The organism is Enterobacter sp. MGH85, assembly GCF_001037655.1.
Taxonomy (GTDB): domain Bacteria; phylum Pseudomonadota; class Gammaproteobacteria; order Enterobacterales; family Enterobacteriaceae; genus Enterobacter; species Enterobacter intestinihominis.
This window is the reverse complement of sequence record NZ_KQ089926.1, coordinates 22048-39129: the sequence shown is the minus strand read 5'-3', so window position 1 is coordinate 39129 and position 17082 is coordinate 22048. Positions and strand designations below refer to the sequence as shown.

17 protein-coding genes and 3 pseudogenes are annotated in these 17082 nt (G+C 52.2%); 13 read left to right on the top strand and 7 right to left on the bottom strand.

Annotated elements, in window-relative coordinates; all coding sequences use genetic code 11:
• Window positions 1-111 precede the first annotated feature (111 nt).
• Window positions 112-810, bottom strand: a complete 699-nt coding sequence (gene arsH, locus SK51_RS22790; RefSeq protein WP_015572073.1) for an arsenical resistance protein ArsH — start codon at window positions 808-810, stop codon at window positions 112-114.
• Between the two features lie 85 nt (window positions 811-895).
• On the opposite strand from arsH, the gene SK51_RS22785 reads away from it, so the two are divergent.
• The 5 genes from SK51_RS22785 (at window position 896) to SK51_RS25400 (ending at window position 5011) form a co-directional block, all read left to right on the top strand.
• Complete coding sequence (locus SK51_RS22785) at window positions 896-1216, top strand: transcriptional regulator (RefSeq protein WP_032664848.1); 321 nt, start codon at window positions 896-898, stop codon at window positions 1214-1216.
• Between the two features lie 44 nt (window positions 1217-1260).
• The gene (locus SK51_RS22780; protein ID WP_032664847.1) at window positions 1261-2550 is read left to right on the top strand and encodes an arsenic transporter; all 1290 of its coding nucleotides are present in this window, start codon (window positions 1261-1263) and stop codon (window positions 2548-2550) included.
• Window positions 2551-2562: 12 nt separating this feature from the next.
• The gene (gene arsC / locus SK51_RS22775; RefSeq protein WP_015572074.1) at window positions 2563-2988 is read left to right on the top strand and encodes a glutaredoxin-dependent arsenate reductase; all 426 of its coding nucleotides are present in this window, start codon (window positions 2563-2565) and stop codon (window positions 2986-2988) included.
• Window positions 2989-3274: 286 nt separating this feature from the next.
• A complete protein-coding gene (locus SK51_RS22770) occupies window positions 3275-4615 on the top strand; it encodes an ISNCY family transposase (RefSeq protein ID WP_015572075.1) in 1341 nt (446 codons plus the stop codon).
• Between the two features lie 219 nt (window positions 4616-4834).
• The gene (locus SK51_RS25400; RefSeq protein WP_154597702.1) at window positions 4835-5011 is read left to right on the top strand and encodes a hypothetical protein; all 177 of its coding nucleotides are present in this window, start codon (window positions 4835-4837) and stop codon (window positions 5009-5011) included.
• 270 nt (window positions 5012-5281) lie between these two features.
• On the opposite strand, the gene SK51_RS22765 is transcribed toward SK51_RS25400, so the two are convergent.
• Window positions 5282-5815 carry a carboxymuconolactone decarboxylase family protein gene (locus SK51_RS22765; RefSeq protein WP_004118098.1) on the bottom strand — a complete coding sequence of 178 codons (534 nt, stop codon included), beginning with the start codon at window positions 5813-5815 and terminating at the stop codon, window positions 5282-5284.
• A gap of 120 nt (window positions 5816-5935) precedes the next feature.
• Between SK51_RS22765 and SK51_RS22760 the strand changes: the two genes are divergently transcribed.
• On the top strand, window positions 5936-6844 hold the full coding sequence (locus tag SK51_RS22760) for an AraC family transcriptional regulator (RefSeq protein ID WP_004118099.1): 909 nt from the start codon (window positions 5936-5938) through the stop codon (window positions 6842-6844).
• A gap of 18 nt (window positions 6845-6862) precedes the next feature.
• Here the strand turns inward: SK51_RS22760 and SK51_RS22755 are convergent, their stop codons facing one another.
• The 4 genes from SK51_RS22755 to SK51_RS22740 are packed head-to-tail and all read right to left on the bottom strand — an operon-like array spanning window position 6863 to window position 10636.
• Window positions 6863-7798, bottom strand: a complete 936-nt coding sequence (locus tag SK51_RS22755; protein WP_004118100.1) for a GlxA family transcriptional regulator — start codon at window positions 7796-7798, stop codon at window positions 6863-6865.
• 10 nt (window positions 7799-7808) lie between these two features.
• Window positions 7809-8987, bottom strand: a complete 1179-nt coding sequence (locus SK51_RS22750; RefSeq protein WP_048207274.1) for an MFS transporter — start codon at window positions 8985-8987, stop codon at window positions 7809-7811.
• Between the two features lie 42 nt (window positions 8988-9029).
• The gene (locus SK51_RS22745) at window positions 9030-9791 is read right to left on the bottom strand and encodes an SDR family oxidoreductase (protein ID WP_004118132.1); all 762 of its coding nucleotides are present in this window, start codon (window positions 9789-9791) and stop codon (window positions 9030-9032) included.
• A gap of 29 nt (window positions 9792-9820) precedes the next feature.
• The gene (locus SK51_RS22740; protein ID WP_032670836.1) at window positions 9821-10636 is read right to left on the bottom strand and encodes an SDR family NAD(P)-dependent oxidoreductase; all 816 of its coding nucleotides are present in this window, start codon (window positions 10634-10636) and stop codon (window positions 9821-9823) included.
• Between the two features lie 463 nt (window positions 10637-11099).
• Here SK51_RS22740 and SK51_RS22735 point away from each other — a divergent pair, with 463 nt between their 5' ends.
• Window positions 11100-11420: a hypothetical protein gene (locus SK51_RS22735; protein WP_004197483.1), complete on the top strand. Its 321-nt coding sequence runs from the start codon at window positions 11100-11102 to the stop codon at window positions 11418-11420.
• Window positions 11421-11623: 203 nt separating this feature from the next.
• Here the strand turns inward: SK51_RS22735 and SK51_RS25715 are convergent.
• Window positions 11624-11744: pseudogene (locus SK51_RS25715) on the bottom strand (hypothetical protein); the annotation flags it as partial.
• Window positions 11745-11768: 24 nt separating this feature from the next.
• Here SK51_RS25715 and relB point away from each other — a divergent pair.
• From relB to repA, 6 genes and pseudogenes are all read left to right on the top strand, one after another.
• Window positions 11769-12008, top strand: a complete 240-nt coding sequence (gene relB, locus SK51_RS22730) for a type II toxin-antitoxin system antitoxin RelB (RefSeq protein ID WP_000534858.1) — start codon at window positions 11769-11771, stop codon at window positions 12006-12008.
• Window positions 12008-12295 carry a type II toxin-antitoxin system RelE family toxin gene (locus tag SK51_RS22725; protein WP_015572079.1) on the top strand — a complete coding sequence of 96 codons (288 nt, stop codon included), beginning with the start codon at window positions 12008-12010 and terminating at the stop codon, window positions 12293-12295. The genes relB and SK51_RS22725 overlap by 1 nt, the downstream gene beginning before the upstream one ends.
• Before the next feature lie 71 nt (window positions 12296-12366).
• A complete protein-coding gene (locus SK51_RS22720) occupies window positions 12367-12525 on the top strand; it encodes a type I toxin-antitoxin system Hok/Gef family toxin (protein ID WP_013087178.1) in 159 nt (52 codons plus the stop codon).
• An 815-nt stretch (window positions 12526-13340) separates the two neighbouring features.
• Window positions 13341-14939, top strand: a pseudogene (locus SK51_RS22715) (conjugative transfer relaxase/helicase TraI domain-containing protein); the annotation flags it as partial.
• Between the two features lie 28 nt (window positions 14940-14967).
• A complete protein-coding gene (locus tag SK51_RS22710; protein WP_015572118.1) occupies window positions 14968-15756 on the top strand; it encodes a DsbA family protein in 789 nt (262 codons plus the stop codon).
• A gap of 580 nt (window positions 15757-16336) precedes the next feature.
• Window positions 16337-16957, top strand: a pseudogene (gene repA, locus SK51_RS22705) (plasmid replication initiator RepA); the annotation flags it as partial.
• Window positions 16958-17082 lie beyond the last annotated feature (125 nt).

Below are 17082 nucleotides of genomic sequence, written 5' to 3'. Positions count from 1 at the left end.
CATGCGGGGCAGATGCGCCCGAGATGTAAAAGATGTGCATAGAGTACGCGCATGGCCGGCCTCACTGGCTGTTATCCTGAAGAGGCCAACCATGGTTACTATGTCTCCCTGTCAGATTTTGGCCTGATTTACCCGTGCGGACAGTGCCTGATGACTTTCCTTACGTTCGCTGTATCGGTCAGCCAGATAATCAGTCTGCCCTTTCAGGAGCAGGGTGATCTTAAATAATTCCTCGGTGACGTCGACGATACGGTCATACCAGGAAGAGGGTTTCATACGTCCGTTCTCATCGAATTCCTGCCATGCTTTGGCTACTGATGATTGGTTGGGGATAGTGAACATCCTCATCCAGCGTCCAAGAATACGCATCTGGTTCACGGCATTAAAAGACTGCGAGCCGCCACAAACCTGCATTACCGCAAGGGTTTTTCCCTGCGAAGGGCGAACCGCGCCTTCACTTAACGGGATCCAGTCGATTTGTGCCTTCATAACCGCGCTCATTGCCCCATGCCGCTCCGGCGAGCTCCACACCATCCCGTCACACCATCTGACCAGGCCGCGTAATTCGGTGACCTTAGGGTGCGTGTCCGGCGCATCATCCGGGAGGGGTAAACCGGAGGGGTTAAAGAGTTTCACCTCCGCGCCCATCGCCGTCAGCAGGCGACCGGCTTCCTCCGCGGCAAAGCGGCTGTAGGAGCGTTCCCTTACTGAGCCATACAGGATCAGAATCCGTGGCGGCTCCTGCAGGTGCAGGCGTTCGGCAATGTGTTGATCAAAGCATTCAGTATTCAGGGCAGGAAATTGTTCCATTTGTCTCCTCCGGAGAGAACAGATGATTTCAAAATTAATACATATGATTTAACATATGTGTATTCTAAAGGGAACGGAGTGAAAAATGCTACAACCTGTTCAGCTTTTCAAAATCCTGTCGGATGAAACCCGGCTCGCCATCGTCATGCTTCTCCGGGAGTCCGGAGAACTGTGCGTCTGCGATATCTGTGCGGCCACCTCCGAATCGCAGCCCAAAATATCGCGACATATGGCTATCCTGCGCGAGGCCGGGCTGGTACTTGACCGTCGGGAAGGCAAATGGATCCACTATCGTCTGTCACCCCACATACCGGCATGGGCAGCAGAGACAATCATGACGTCCTGGCAGTGTATGCGGGAGGATGTGCGTGAATGGCTGGATAAATCAGCCTGCACCTCCTGCTGAGAAAGAAAAACACATTTACATAATCATATATAACGGAGTCTAAGATGCTTTTGGCAGGGAGTATATTTTTGCTGACGCTGGTATTGGTGATCTGGCAACCCAGAGGCCTGAGTATTGGCTGGAGCGCGAGTATCGGGGCTGTGCTGGCGCTGGGAACCGGTGTCATCCATATCGCTGATATTCCCGTTGTCTGGAATATCGTCTGGAACGCGACAGCGGCATTTATTGCGGTCATCATCATCAGCCTGCTGCTCGATGAGTCCGGCTTCTTTGAATGGGCCGCACTGCACGTCTCCCGCTGGGGTAACGGACGTGGCCGCTTGCTGTTCACCTGGATAGTCTTGCTCGGTGCCGCTGTCGCTGCGTTGTTTGCCAATGATGGCGCCGCGCTGATCCTGACGCCGATTGTGATTGCGATGCTGCTCGCACTGGGGTTCAGCCAGGGCACGACACTGGCCTTTGTCATGGCTGCAGGATTTATTGCAGATACGGCCAGCCTGCCACTCATTGTTTCTAACCTGGTTAATATCGTCTCGGCGGACTTCTTCGGTCTGGGCTTTACGCAGTACGCCTCCGTTATGATCCCCGTGGATGCGGCAGCGATTGCGGCCACGCTGATCATGCTGCATCTCTTCTTCCGCAGGGATATTCCGGCAACGTATGACGTTTCGCTGCTGAAGACGCCTGCCAGTGCGATCAAGGATCCGGCAACCTTCAGGGCGGGCTGGATTGTCCTGTTATTGCTGCTTGTCGGTTTCTTTGTTCTGGAACCGCTGGGGATCCCGGTCAGTGCGATAGCGGCGGCTGGCGCAGCAGTGCTGTTTGTGGTGGCGAAAAGAGGCCATGCCATCAACACCGGGAAAGTCCTGCGCGGTGCGCCATGGCAGATCGTTATTTTCTCGCTGGGCATGTACCTCGTGGTCTATGGCCTGCGCAATGCAGGGCTCACGGAGTACCTGTCTGGCGTGCTGAATCTGCTGGAAGACAAGGGGTTATGGGCAGCGACGTTCGGCACCGGCTTCCTGACGGCATTTCTCTCATCAGTGATGAACAATATGCCGACGGTACTGATTGGCGCGCTGTCGATTGACGGGAGTACGGCGACCGGCGTCGTCAAAGAGGCAATGATTTATGCCAATGTGATTGGCTGCGATTTAGGCCCGAAAATCACCCCGATTGGCAGTCTGGCAACCCTGCTGTGGCTGCATGTGCTTGCCCAGAAAAATATAAAGATTACCTGGGGATATTACTTCCGTACCGGCATTGTTATGACTGTGCCGGTGCTGTTTGTCACTCTGGCCGCGCTGGCGTGGCGGCTCTCTGTCACTTTGTAATGAGATACTGATATGAGCAACATTACCATCTATCACAACCCGGCCTGTGGCACCTCACGCAACACGCTGGAGATGATCCGTAACAGCGGCAACGAACCAACGATAATTTATTATCTCGATACGCCCCCGACCCACGATGAGCTTATTAAACTTATTTCAGATATAGGAATTACGGTACGTGCATTGCTGCGTAAGAATGTTGAGCCTTATGAGCAACTGGGACTTGCAGATGACAGGTTTACCGATGAGCAACTGATAGAATTAATGCTGCAGCATCCAATTCTTATCAACCGGCCAATTGTTGTCACACCTGTAGGAACCCGCCTGTGCAGACCTTCAGAGGTGGTACTGGAAATTATTCCGGAACCTCAGCAGGGTGCATTCACGAAAGAAGATGGCGAAAAGGTTATTGATGAGGCAGGGAAGCGGGTGAAGTAATAAGCAACGAAATGGATAATTCGATTGCGGAACACGTTATTTAGCTTTAACAGCAAACAAAAAAGAGCCCATGTATTCCATGGACTCTTTCTGAGATGCCTCGATTATTCTGTCCAACTTTTGGGGGTCAGTACACCCACGAGGCCACCTGTATGCCTAGACAACATCAGGATAGCCTCTTAGATGCCGCGAGGCAAGGAGAAGAAGGCCTGTGTTAACACCAAGCTGTAATGTCCCCTTTGAACCATTCTAAAATGTCCCCAGACAATTCTCTGGGGGATTTTTCATGATCAAAGAGACTGTTACGATGAGTCATAAGGAACTCGACCGACTTCACATTATTCAGGAGTCACTTAATCGCCATATTACTCAGGAACAAGCTGCGGCACGCATTGGCATTTCTATTCGGCAGGTTAAACGTCTGGTGCAACGGTATAGAAATGAAGGGCCTTCTGGTCTAGTTTCCCGCCGACGTGGAAAGCGTCCCAATAATTCCTTTTCTACCGAATTCAGAGCAACAGTAATTTCACTCCTCAAAGGCCGCTACGCTGATTTTGGACCTACGCTTGCGTGCGAAAAATTGCGCGAGATACACGGCTTGTGTTTATCCATTGAAACTCTCAGGAAGTGGATGGTAGAGGAGGGCATATGGCGCGAACGTCGTCGTAAGTTTGCCCGAATTTATCAGCGCCGGATGCGGCGCCCATCCTACGGTGAACTCATCCAGATTGATGGCTCGCCTCATGACTGGTTTGAAGGTCGGGGCCCCAAATGCACACTGATAGTCTTTATCGATGATGCTACCAGCGCTCTGATGGCGCTACGATTCGCTCCTGCAGAAACAACCCGGGCTTACATGGAAACCCTCCGGGGTTACCTTAATGATCATGGCGTACCACTGGCTCTCTATTCTGACAGACACAGTATATTCAGAGTAAATAACCCGGAGCGGGAAGGAGAGTTGACTCAGTTCACACGTGCGATAAAGACACTGGGCATCGAGCCAATCCATGCCAACAGCCCGCAGGCAAAAGGGCGGGTAGAGCGTGCCAATCAGACACTGCAGGACAGGCTGGTCAAAGAAATGCGGCTTCAGGGTATCAGTGATATTGAAACAGCAAACGCATGGTTGCCGACCTTTATTGAAGCCTATAACAACCGGTTTGCTACGCCGCCTCGTATTGCTGATAACGCCCATCTTGATGTACACCATTCTGAAGAGGAACTGGGTTATATCTTCAGCCTCCAGGCGAAGCGCGTTCTCTCCAAAAATCTCACTTTCCAGTACAAAAGCAGTGCGTTTCAGATTCGCAGTGAAGGCCGGGGATATCGACTTCGGCATTCGGTTGTCACGGTATGCGAAAGCTTTAACGGTGAAATTAAGGTTCTGTATGATGGGAAAGCGTTGGGATGGGAAAAATATGTTGATGGCCCGGAGCCTATACCACTGGATGATGAAAAAAGTGTCCATGAACGTGTGGATAATGCCCGTTTTGATTTACGCTCAAAATTCTACGTAAAACCTAAAGCTGACCATCCTTGGCTCACGCGCCGCACGCAAAGTAATCAGCAAGTGAAGCCCCCTAAATTACCCAGAAAGAAGACTGATCCCGATAAAATGGACTGAAACCAGGCGTTATTCAGTTGAGTGCATATCCAGTCATAGGATAGATTCTTACGTAGCGTTTCTGGCGTGCATTTTCGGGTGGTTTGTTACTGTTTTTAACGGGGACACGTCAGAAACGCGCTCAGGCCGTCTGAGCGGTACGCGTAAATGAGACGTTATGGTAAATAGTCATCTTGTCAGTGCTATGCTTGGCATAAACACAATTCTGGATGGTGAAGCATGATTAGTTTTGATCTTGGAAGCGATGGATTCAAAGCGGAGTGTAGTGATAACGATACGGCAGAAATAATTGTCGCTAGCGCTGTTGGTGTTGCCGTAGTCGCCCTAGCCTCTGCGGGCGCTTATGCCATTGTGAACAAAGTGTCTGAGTCGGTAATTCAGTTGATTGAAGAGTGATTATTTAGTTCGATATCTTTACAAGCTTAAGCCAAAAGCTCGCCATGCGAGCTTTTTCATGCTCTTCGTATTATGCGACGTTATGGTAAATAGTCTGAACTAATGTCAGCGAAGAGCGGACGTTGGTAGATTACAATTAACAGCTGTCGGGTCACGAGATGTTTTTTTTGATTGTTACTCAAATACAATTCTCTCCGAAGACTGAGGATACATCGACCATTTATCATAATTGCTGTGGCAGAAAGGAATGTTTTTCTGCCACATACGGGGTCAGTTTACTTTTGGAAAGTCCACCACGGTGTCATTCACACGGTTGACCATATTCGTAAACAGAATCGCACTGACTGCACTGATGACTTCTACTACCTGTCGATCGCTAAAGCCTGCTGCCAGAAAACGACTGACGGTTTCTTCTGGTAAGGTGTTGCGGGTCGTCACCAGAGTTTTTACAAATTTGACCAATGCATCAATATGCGGATCTTCCGGGAACTCTCCCCGGCGTAATGCCTTAATTTGCTCAACGCTGTAACCTGCCATTTTCCCGGTTAACGTATGCGCCGCCAGACAGTAATCACATCCTGACACTTCACTGACCACAAGGTTAACGGCTTCAATTTCCTGTTTATTCAGCTGGCTTTTCGCCAGCGTGGCGTTGTGTGACAATGCCTGACCCAGAATGTCGGGGGCGATCCCGATGGTCTGGTAGGCATTCGGGACTTTACCCATCGCTCGTTTAATGGCGCTGAAGAGATCTGCAGTCTTGCCAGTAGCATTTTCAGGTTGTACGGAAGTTAAACGGCTCATCATTTTTTCCTTTCAGTTTAGGGTTTCGCCGTATCGGCCATGAGCACATAATAGGGCTTACCAGGCAGGCAGGTAGGCCGTATCGTCTCGATTATTTGTCTTATCGTCTCAGGAGCCAGAGTGGACAACCTCAGTCGTTTGCTTTCCTTATTTACTCCAGCATGTAGCGTTAATCTTCACTGCCGTTTTGCCGGGCGCTGGGATGTCGACCACCCGCAACAAGCCGCCGGTATTGTGCCCTGGCATGTCATTCTTCGTGGCGAAACGCGGCTCATTGTTGAAGGAAAGACGTTCGATGTGCGCGCCGGTGATATCATTCTGTTCCCGCACGGATCCCCGCATTTATTGCAAAGCCTGGTGGACTGGGGGCAGGTTGTTCCTGCTCAGGTCAACAATAATGGCATTGTCACTGATGTGTGGACGGAAGGACCGGGGCCTGCGGTTGAGGTATTGTGTGGAGAGTTTCATTTCGGGCCGGGTTATCGCTGGATGTTCGCCGATGAAACGGTACTGATCCATCTCCGTGCCGATGAGCAACACGATTGCCCTGAGCTGGAAACGCTGCTGGTAATGCTGGTACGCGAAAGTCTGGGTGGTTTACCGGGCGGTGCGAGTATCGTTAAGGGGCTGGCAGATACGTTGCTCGCGCTAATCCTGCGTATTTTGCTGTCGCTGCACGAGCCTCCTGCGGGTGTTTTACGGCTACTGAGCGACAAACGTCTTGCTCCTGCCGTTCTGGCCGTTATCGCTGATCCTGCATTGCCATGGACGATGGAGTCGATGGCGCAACGCTGTTTTCTCTCACGCGCCACCTTCGCCCGCCACTTTTCACACAGCTATCATCAGACGCCCCAAGTCTGGCTCAACCAGTTACGTATGGTGTTAGCGGCAAGACTGCTTTCAGAAGAGAAAAATCTGACAGCAGAGAGAGTGGCTGAACAGTGTGGTTTTTTGTCTCTGTCGTCTTTTTCTAAAGCGTTCAAAAAAACCTATGGCATAACGCCTGCTCTGCACCGTAAACGTGGGTAGAGTGAACCATGCCGTAAATTAACGCCCTGCGCGAAGCGACTGAGGTGGAATGCCATACCCGCGAATAAACACCTCCCGCATATGTCGTCTGTCGCGAAAACCGGACTCGCGGGCAATGGCATCCAGTGATAGGCGGCTTTGTTCAATCATTAATCTGGCAGCCTCAAGTCGGAGTCCTTCAATGGCTTTTGCCGGAGATTTACCCGTCTCCTGACGAAAAAGGCGGCTAAGTTGGCGGGCACTGATATGTACCGCATCTGCCAGCAGTTCCACCGTCAGTGTTTTGTGCAGATTATTACGGGCATATTCCAGCGCAGTTTGCAGACGGTCTGAGCGGGGTGCCAGGGCAAGAATTTCTGAATGCTGCGTCTGACCGCCGGAACGGCGCTGGTTCATTACCAGACGATGTGCCACAGTACGGGCAATGTCTGCGCCGAGATCTTTCTCCACCATGCCGAGTGCCATATCCAGCCCGGCTGTCATGCCAGCCGATGTCCAGATAGTGTCATCAATAATAAAAATACGATCATCTTCAAGCTGAATAGTGGGATGTCGCGAAGCCAGGCTGTGTGAGTGTGCCCAGTGCGTAGTGGCGCGTTTTTGCTCCAGCAGCCCGGCCTGTGCCAGTACAAATGCCCCGGTGCAGATCCCGGCAATCCGGCGCGTCTGGCGGGCGGTGGCTTGCAGAAAGTGAATGACACCCGGGCTAGCCGGTTCATCCACTGGCGATAATACGCCCGCCACCAGCCAGGTATCCACCTGCGTTTCCTCGCTCAATTTTGCCGAGTCTACACCAATACCCGAAGAAGAACGTACAGTCCCACCGTGTTCGGAGTAGACCTCGGGTTGATAAAACGGACTTTCAGTCACCAGATTGGCAAACTCAAATACCGTCAGCGTAGACAGCGCCAGCATCTGGAAATGGTCGGCAATGATGAGTCCTAAACGGTGCATCTCAACTCCTTTATGACAGGTGAACCGCCTGATATTTCGCAGAACGTGCTCGTAACCATTCAGACGTCCACAGACTGGCCAGTGCCAGCAGCAGGAACAGGACTGAGCTTATCATTACTCCGTAAAACCCCGACAGCGGATAAAGCCATGATGCCACCGCCGACCCAAAACCAATACCGCAGAACATAAAGGCGCTGGTTAACGCCAGCGAAATTCCACGCGTTTCCGCGGTCGAGATCTCCACAATACGTCGCTGTTGAGTGGGCCATAACAGGTCAGTGGAGAAGGCCCAGACCACCAGCAGGATATACAACAATGACAACTGAGCAGGTAGCAGAATAATAATCAGCATATCCGCAACCAGTAAGGTCAGACCGGCAACCAGTAATTGCTCTGCACTGTAGTGGCGTGCGGCGCGAGTAACAAAAAGATTCCCCACAATACCCGCAATGCCGATAACAGCCAGCGCTATCGATACGGAAGATATATCCCCCTGCCAGCGATCTCGGATAATCGGAGAGATAAAGGCATACATATCGTATACACCGGAGGTGATAAAAAAGACCACCAGAAAGGCTGTCAGCGTTTTCCCCTCTGTAAGTACCCGGGCGACCTGCCGCAAATGAATATCGGCACCTTTGACCTCGTTCGGAACCAGAATCCACACTCCCGCCGCCGTCACCAGGCTGACCAGTGTGACAAGCATGAACAGCAAGCGAGCCCCCCAGGCGCTGGCTACCCATGTCGCAAGCGGAATACCGACCATGCTGGCCATCGACACCCCGAGCAGAATAGTGGCAATGGCACTGCCACGCTCTTTCGGCGCGACCAGAACTGGGCCTATCAACGATGCCCCCAGCCCCATCACAATCCGCGAAGCCACCAGCAGCTTGTAGTCTGGAGCAATGGCAAATATAAAGGCCCCGAGCCCAAATACCAGCATGCCTGCCAGCACCTGTGTTCTGCGCATCAGCTTGCCGAACAGTACCTGCGCCAGCGGTGCGCCCAGCGCAAATGTCAGACCAAAAATAGAGAGCAGGCGGGCACTTTGTGCATCGCTTATCCCCCACTCCTGAGAAATCGAACCCAGGCTGCCCGCCACGGAAAGTGAACCCGTCGCCTGAATAAAATACGCCAGACTTAGCGCCCATAACGCGCGCCTTTGAGATGTTGTCAGATGATTTTGCATCATAAACTCCAGGGATGGGGCAGTTACCTGCCCCTGAGTCGGTCAGGCAACCGGAATGGGGTTATCTACCATTGACTGATTAAACGCGTTCACCATCTCGTGTTCGTTCACACCCGGATTCGCACGTGCAGGGAGCACACTATCTACAATCACTTCAATGGAATCTGTCGCCAGTTTGTCAAAAGTTTGCTGGATAAAATCAGCTACCGGCATCGCACGGGAATCACCGCTTTTGTAGATCAAATCGGTATCGACCCAAGGCGGTGAAATCTCGATCACATTCACACCGGCATCGCGCAGTAAAAAACGCTGCGACAGGGTATAAGAATGAATCGCTGCTTTGGTTGCTGAGTAGAGTGCATTCGTCACCAAGGGTAAAAAAGCCAGAATCGAACTGTTGTTGATCAATACCGCATCCGGTTGTTGTTTCAGGTGCTCAACAAAGGCTGAACTGACCCGAACAGTGCCCAACAGGTTCGTGTCCAGTAAGGTGGTGGCCATATCGTCATCCAGTTCGGCAGCTGGATTATCGAAGGGCATAATGCCAGCGTTATTGATCACCACATTCAGGGCCGGATAGCGGGAGAGCACCTCTTTCGCCGCCGATTTAATGCTGGATACATCGGTGACATCCAGTACCACGGAATCCATTCCCGGATTGGCGGACGTAACCGTGTCAAGAAGAGCTTTACGACGGCCTGAAATGATCACCTGATTACCCATTTGATGAAATTTTTCTGCCATCTCGCGGCCAATACCCGACGTGCCGCCAGTGATAAAAATAGTGTTGCTTGTCAGTTTCATACGGTTATTCCTGTTGGCTAAATACAAGGCTAGTGAGTAAGTCCGGCACGATAACGGCCGGCGGGTACATTGCTGGAGAGGTGCGGGATCATAGCCTGGCGACTACTTTCCATCGCCTGCCAGTAAGCTTCGTTATGCAGTGACGGGATGGTGACAAATTCCCCGTTAAGAAAACCCGTAAGCGCCGCGTCCACCAGATCGTAAGCGCTCATTACTATTGACTTATCGAGTTGGTCAAGGGGTAAACCACCGTTATCCCAGAACGGCGTTGCTGTCGCGCCCGGCAGCACGGCCTGAAAATGGATGCCCTTTTCAGAGAGTTCATGATGCAGTGACTGAGTGAATGCCAGAACAAAGGCTTTTGTGCCACCGTACACGCCGTTAAGCAGTTCCGGCGCAAGGCTGACAATCGATGAGATATTGATGATGGCACCCACACCTCGCGCGACAAATCCGGGAACCACGCTGTAAGTCAGACGGGTCAGAGCAACGACATTGAGATTAATCATCGCCTGCATTTGATCGACATCGCTCGACAACAACGGCGTATGAGTTCCGACACCGGCATTGTTCACCAGGAGAGTAATGCTGGCATCGGCACGCAGTTTTTTCTCCAGAGCAGCAAGCTGTTGGGCATCACCCAGATCGGTTGCCAGCACTTCCACATTGCGGGCGGTGTCAGCAGTGATGTGACTCGCCATCTGATTTAGGCGGTTATGATTACGGGCGATAATGGTAAGGTCGTATCCCATGCGCGCCAGTCGACTGGCGTAAACGGCACCGATGCCGGTGGATGCACCAGTGATTACGGCAGTGCCTTTACCCGGTTGTGTTGCGACACTCATTGCAGACTCCTTTCGATCACCATTGATTCGATGAGAGAATCATAAGTGAGAAAGAAATGTCGTAAATGACAATTATGGTAGTTATTTAGGACATTGCGTATTTCTGTTCAAGTAACGGGCAGGAGAGAAAGTAACTATCGGGCTGCGGTTTCATTTCAGACACATAAGACTACTTACGGTGTGTAGTAATGTCCGCTCCTGGCACGGAGCGGACCAGCTAACTGAGCTGAAGGTCCGCTGTGAGCGAGAAGCGGAAGTTAGGGATCCATGTTTACATCGATGTGTTCTGAATCATATGGAACAGATCACCTGACGTTCTTGTTTTTCGGTTAGTGTGATTTATTTCTCTAAATATTCAATACGATAGCTGTATGCAAATCTATAAATAGCAATTGGTTTAATTTATGTTGTATTTCAGTTTGTAGAATAGAGACTAACCAAATACATAAGGATTGTTCTTTACATGAAAACATTAGTAATTGCCACCACCATTTTAATTGGTACTTTTCTAAGCGGTTGCTCTGTGCAAAATGATAAAACACAGTTTCAAGGCCTGGGTCTGACATATCAGTCCGATGTCAAAAAACTGGATAATGGGAACTACCTCACTGAGGTAGAAGCTGCTCCTGCTGCAGGTCGTATACGAGGCGCTATTGGCACTGCAACAAAAAAGGCTTCAGATTTCTGTAGGGTACAAAATAAATCTATGAAAGAAGTCAGAACTGATATTGATACACACTTACTTGTTAATGGCGTTGCTCGCCTGACGTTTAAATGCGTTTAAATATTCCTACGGTTTATGATTTTTCATAAAACTAAGGTGGCTGTTGTGAAATATGTTCTCTCTGCGCATATTCTTACGGCCACTAGGTGATAATATAGTTATCCCCTAAAAACGTCCCTTTCCCTGTTGGAGATATTCCGATATTCACCTATTTATACCAATACCTCCATTCTTCATTAAGGGCTAAGGAGCGGTTTGCTTGAGCTAGTAGTAACGTCCGTTCCTGGCACTAAGCGGACTGTGATCACACTTCTGACGTCTCGTTTTCTGACTTCCTTCGTGGCTTGCCCTAAGCATGTTGTAGTGCGATACTTGTAATGACATTTGTATTTACAAGAGGTGTGAGACATGGGTAGCATCAACCTGCGTATTGACGATGAACTTAAAGCGCGTTCTTACGCTGCGCTTGAAAAAATGGGTGTAACTCCCTCTGAGGCACTTCGCCTCATGCTTGAATATATTGCTGACAATGAACGTTTGCCGTTCAAACAGACACTCCTGAGTGATGAGGATGCTGAGCTCGTGGAGATCGTGAAAGAACGACTTCGCAATCCTAAGCCAGTACGTGTGACGCTGGATGAGCTCTGATGGCATATTTTCTGGATTTTGACGAGCGTGCACTAAAGGAATGGCGAAAGCTGGGCTCGACGGTACGTGAACAGCTAAAAAATAAGTTGGCTGAAGTGCTTGAGTCACCCCGAATTGATGCGAACAAGCTTCGGGGTATGCATGACTGTTACAAAATTAAGCTCCGGTCTTCAGGCTATCGTCTTGTATATCAGGTCATAGACGAGAAGGTTGTCGTCTTTGTGATTTCTGTCGGGAAAAGAGAGCGCTCGGAAGTTTATAGCGAGGCGGTCAAACGCATTCTCTGAAATAAAGCAGGACATCTCTGTTTCGCAGTAAAGGTGCCATTTCTGCTTTGCGTTGACAGGAGAAGAAGGCCATGAAACTGCCGCGAAACACCCTGCTCTGGTGCGTATTAATAGTGTGTCTCACACTGCTGATATTCACTTACCTGACACGGAAATCGCTCTGCGAAATCCGGTACAGGGACACGGACAGGGAGGTGGCAGCTTTTATGGCTTACGAATCCGCTAAGTAGCTAACCCCGGCGGGGGGAAACCCCCGCCATTCAGGGGCTGAGACTGTGTGGACATGCCTGAAGCGCCTTTATGAAGGGGTTGCCGGTTCGCCGGTAGCCCCTTTTTCCTTCCCGATGCGACCGCACGCCTGAACTTCCGGGAAGGGCTGTTCCCCTGCGGGGAACGGGGGAAGGGGGACGCGCCTTCGGCACCGTCCCTCTGCTCCCTCCGCCTTGCCCTCTCTCCTGCCTGATTTTGCTTAAGTCAGAGCACCACGAGTTACCTGCCTGTATCTGGCTTCAGCCTGGTTTTCCCTGTGTTCTTCATCCCGGGCATCATATCCGTCGTCCTGCTGGTTAACTTCCTCAGCTGCAGCTCCGTGGCCATAACCCGAAAACAGGGCAGGGCGATGGCCCCCTTCGGCTCCCGGCCAGCGCTGCTGTCCGGTCGTCGAGCCCCACTCCGCCAGGGCGGCTGCTGACGCACCCGCCGGGCTCCGCCGAATCCCTGCGGGTTTCGGGCTGACGCTAGGGTCTGATGGCGAAGGTCAAAAGCTGCGGCTTCTCCGGCCGTGCCGTCCGGAACGCCTTCACCGCGCCGGCTGATGCCGTCGCTTTAATGGCGCCACGCCGTTCCGACGTGTCGGGTGGCCTCGTCAGTCCGTTCTGTGGCTGCATACATTAATAAACAGGACTGGGAGGACGGATGTCAGCAGGCCAGGTATGAACTGAGTCAGATGTAATAACCTGACGATTAACCCCCACGCGGTACCACATTTTTTCATCACCCTTTTCAACGTTTCTTCTCTGATAACACACATCACCGAGCAGGTGATGCGATAACGGCCGGACAACACGCTATGAGCTTCGCAGGAAAAAACCTCACCCAGGGCGGGCAGATGCCGGTGCTCGATAAAATCACCCACACCCGTCATGAGTTCAATAAAACCGATGCCTGGGAAGCCGGGATGGTGGTTAAACGCGGCGATCGTTACCAGGACGTGCTGGCCGTTGACCGCAACGGCAGTACGGTCACGGTACGCGATGAGGAGGGGAAGATTGGACTGTATTCCCTGAAGGAACTCATCACCGGCGACGTGCAGCTGTTTCGCCGCAGCGAGAGGGAAGTCCGTGCCGGCGATCTGCTGAAGTTCACGGCGACAGACAAGGAGCAGGGACAGATGGCCAGCCAGCGCTATACGGTCGAGTCGGTCAGCGAAACGGGCAATATTCGTCTGAAGGGGGAAAACGGCCGCATTACCATCAATCCTCAGGCGGTCAGGGCGCAGCAGCATATTGACTACGGCTGGGCCGTCACCGGGTACGGTGCTCAGGGGGCCAGTAGCGACTATGTCATTGCGCTTGAGGGCACGGAAGGCGGGCGTAAGGCACTTGCCTCCCGTTGCGCCTTCTACATCTCGGCCTCGCGCGTGAAAGAGCACGTCCAGATTTATACCGACGGGAAGGCGGACTGGGTTAAGGCGGTAAAAACGCCGGAGCGGGATATCAAAACGGCGCACGATGCGCTGGCGCCAGAAACGCAGCGTAAACAGGCGAAAGCCATCTGGGCAATGGGACAGCCGGTGAATAAAACGGCCATGGGCCGCGCCTGGGTGCGCCATCAGGGCATGCAGGACGCGTCACTGACGGCAAAAATCATCCCGGCCACCCGGCGCTTTCCCGAACCGGCGCTGGCGCTGCCGGTGTATGACAACAACGGCCGGAGTGCGGGCCTGGCTCTGGTTTCCCTGGTTGCCAGCCCGGAAGGGCGGATGACACAGGGGGAGACCCGGATGGTCATGACAGAACGTGCCCGTGGTGCGGTACTGCAGCGAAGCCAGTCAGGCAACACGATTGTGGCCAGTGACCTGGCGGCCGCGCTTGATGCAGTACGACATCACCCGAAGGATGGTGTGGTCTGGCAGACCGGCGATGAGCCACCATCAGCACATCTGCTGAAAGTCAGCGGAGGTATCGTTACGGAGGCCGCATCAGAACACAAACTGATCCGTGACCAGGAGGAAACCACACGACAGACGGAAAAAGACATGCTTAACAAAGCCGTTAAAGCGGAAAAAGAAAAGAGTGAGACTCAGGAGCGTATTGTTGTGCCGGTGGAGGACGCGGTGCGTATTACGCCCGGGATGCTTGAGGTTGACGACCGGAATGAGCCAACGATTCCTGCCGGAAAAGTGCTCATTCAGGTTGCCAGCTCGGACAGCGTTAGCCACGATGAGATTGGCCGTCATATCAGGGCAGAAAAGGAACCATTGGCCAGCAAAGTTGCTTCGGAACGTGCGGGAGTCAGCCGCATTGTGAATGAGCTGGCCAATACCGAGCGGGATATTATCCGGCAACCCGAAAATAGCGAGCGCGGCCGCATGCCGGAGCGAGAAGAACAGACCCTCACCCGTACCATTCAGAAAGAACGTTAATCTCCCTTTTAACCATGAGACTCAGACGATGAAAGTACACAAATTAGCTGCATTAATAGTTACAACATACATAGGCTTTATTGCAACGGCACACGCTTCGGCCCCGCAGCTAGTCTTCAGCCCGGAGCAGGAGGCCCGTATCGGGGAAATCGCAGCAGACTACCTGGTGTCCCACCCGGAGATACTGGTAACGGTCAGTCATAAGCTGCAGGAACAGCAGGAGGCACGTAAGCAGAAGATGTTTGCACTCAGCGTGATGGAGAATCAGGCGAACCTTCTGCATGATCCGGACACACCGGTTTACGGTCCTGATAATGCAAAGGTCGCGGTGATTGAATTCTTTGATTACCAGTGCGTGTTCTGCAGCCGCTTCGCGCCGGAGCTGGAGAAGGTCATGAAAGCGCAGCCGGACGTCCGCTACCTCTTTAAGGAGTGGCCAATTTTTGGTGGTCGCTGGGAAGCCTCACTTCAGGCAGCGCAGCAGGGGCTGACGGTCTGGCAAAAGAAAGGGCCGCAGGCCTATGTCACCTATCACAATGCCATCTACGCCACCGGCCATAATGAAGGCAAGCTGACGGCGGAGGATATTCACGGGGCAGCGTCAAAGGCGGGGCTGACCACTCCAGCTCCTGGCGACCATACCGCGTCCCTTGAGAAAAATAGTAACCTGGCAGAGGCGCTGGGACTCACCGGAACGCCGGGGATCATCGTCATGCCCGTTAGCGGAGCCACTCCTGACACCATCACGGTCTTCCCGGAAGCCGTTACCGCTGAAAAACTCCAGGCTGCAATCCGGAAAGCCACCAGGGTGAAATGATCCTCAGTCCGAAGAACGTCTCCCGCCAGAGACTGTTTTTCATGTTCCGCGCGTAAATGCCATCTTCCTGTTCCGTTCTCCTGCGCTTCCTCGATCAGACCTGCCGGCCTGATACTGCGGCGAGCGCTGCCGGTTAAACGTCCCTTCAGGACAATTAGCACGCAAACAATGAACGCTAATCTGGCCTGACATCTGGAAATATTGCCAGCGAGAAGGTAGTATTCGGATCGTCAGCGATCGTCTTGTGGTGGGACAGATTGTTGATTCAGATTACTTTTGTGACCTAACTCAAACTGACGGTTTGACTGCTTTGTGGTGAGGCAGGCGGGTGGCAGAAGATGGTTTTACGGAAGAAATGCGGACTTCCGGAAACAGACAGGGACAGGACGTGTCCAGTAAAACGTTCAGGAGCAGGTGACGGGATTTCCCGGAGCCTGAATGCACAAACCCCCCGATATCTGCTACGAACTTGGCGGAACGTCAGATATCAGGGGGTCCAAAAGCAGGCGCGTTGCCTGTGAAGGATTATAACGCATGCACCATAGAAAACAACACCCGGCCGCCATAAGAACAGGCCGCCGTGAATGACAAGCAGATTTCTGTTCACTGGTCTGAGCTTCCGGCCGAAGAGTTAATCCGTTTCTGGCAGGACGTCGATGCCGGCACACAGGATAATTTTCTTACTGAGCCGGTCAAAAAGCGGACCCGCCGTAAGCGCGGTGAACACTCCACAAAAGCCAAATGTGAAAACCCGTCCTGGTTCCGTCCTGAGCATTATAAAAAGCTCTCCGGACAGCTCGGTCATGCCTACAATCGCCTGGTGAAAAAAGACAAAGAAACGGGGCAGGTCAGCCTGCGCATGCATGTTTCCCGTCACCCTCTCTATGTTGCCGGCCGCCGTAAAGCGGGACGTAAATATGGCTTCCGTCCGGAACGTCAGCGCCTGCTCGATGCGCTCTGGCCAGTGCTCATCAGCTTCTGTGATGCCGGCAAGCATACCGTTGGCATGTGTATCACCCGTCTTGCAAAAGAACTCAGTGCAAAGGACGCAAAAGGCAATGTCATTCCTGAAACGGAGGTGACGGTGTCACGCCTTTCACGGCTTATTGAGGAACAGGTACGGTTTGGCGTTCTGGGCCTTGCGGAAGAACGCACCTGGGATCGTGAATCCCGCTCCTGGCTGCCAACGTATGTTTATATGGGGTCCGCTTGGAAAACGGAATCTATGGTCACTCCCGTTTTTGCAACACCGATTTTGACGACAAGTTGGCTTGCTTGAATCTATCCGGCGTCTGAATGGGATTTTATTCCCGCGCCTTGATGAGT

Excerpts from the sequence above, each read along its gene's own strand:
- relB (WP_000534858.1), top strand. The coding sequence starts at position 11,769 with ATGGGTAGCATCAACCTGCGTATTGACGATGAACTTAAAGCGCGTTCT.
- SK51_RS22745 (WP_004118132.1), bottom strand. The coding sequence starts at position 9,791 with ATGAAACTGACAAGCAACACTATTTTTATCACTGGCGGCACGTCGGGT.
- SK51_RS25400 (WP_154597702.1), top strand. The coding sequence starts at position 4,835 with ATGATTAGTTTTGATCTTGGAAGCGATGGATTCAAAGCGGAGTGTAGT.
- arsH (WP_015572073.1), bottom strand. The coding sequence starts at position 810 with ATGGAACAATTTCCTGCCCTGAATACTGAATGCTTTGATCAACACATT.
- SK51_RS22710 (WP_015572118.1), top strand. The coding sequence starts at position 14,968 with ATGAAAGTACACAAATTAGCTGCATTAATAGTTACAACATACATAGGC.
- SK51_RS22725 (WP_015572079.1), top strand. The coding sequence starts at position 12,008 with ATGGCATATTTTCTGGATTTTGACGAGCGTGCACTAAAGGAATGGCGA.
- arsC (WP_015572074.1), top strand. The coding sequence starts at position 2,563 with ATGAGCAACATTACCATCTATCACAACCCGGCCTGTGGCACCTCACGC.
- SK51_RS22755 (WP_004118100.1), bottom strand. The coding sequence starts at position 7,798 with ATGCACCGTTTAGGACTCATCATTGCCGACCATTTCCAGATGCTGGCG.
- SK51_RS22740 (WP_032670836.1), bottom strand. The coding sequence starts at position 10,636 with ATGAGTGTCGCAACACAACCGGGTAAAGGCACTGCCGTAATCACTGGT.
- SK51_RS22770 (WP_015572075.1), top strand. The coding sequence starts at position 3,275 with ATGATCAAAGAGACTGTTACGATGAGTCATAAGGAACTCGACCGACTT.
- SK51_RS22785 (WP_032664848.1), top strand. The coding sequence starts at position 896 with ATGCTACAACCTGTTCAGCTTTTCAAAATCCTGTCGGATGAAACCCGG.
- SK51_RS22735 (WP_004197483.1), top strand. The coding sequence starts at position 11,100 with ATGAAAACATTAGTAATTGCCACCACCATTTTAATTGGTACTTTTCTA.
- SK51_RS22765 (WP_004118098.1), bottom strand. The coding sequence starts at position 5,815 with ATGAGCCGTTTAACTTCCGTACAACCTGAAAATGCTACTGGCAAGACT.
- SK51_RS22750 (WP_048207274.1), bottom strand. The coding sequence starts at position 8,987 with ATGCAAAATCATCTGACAACATCTCAAAGGCGCGCGTTATGGGCGCTA.
- SK51_RS22780 (WP_032664847.1), top strand. The coding sequence starts at position 1,261 with ATGCTTTTGGCAGGGAGTATATTTTTGCTGACGCTGGTATTGGTGATC.
- SK51_RS22720 (WP_013087178.1), top strand. The coding sequence starts at position 12,367 with ATGAAACTGCCGCGAAACACCCTGCTCTGGTGCGTATTAATAGTGTGT.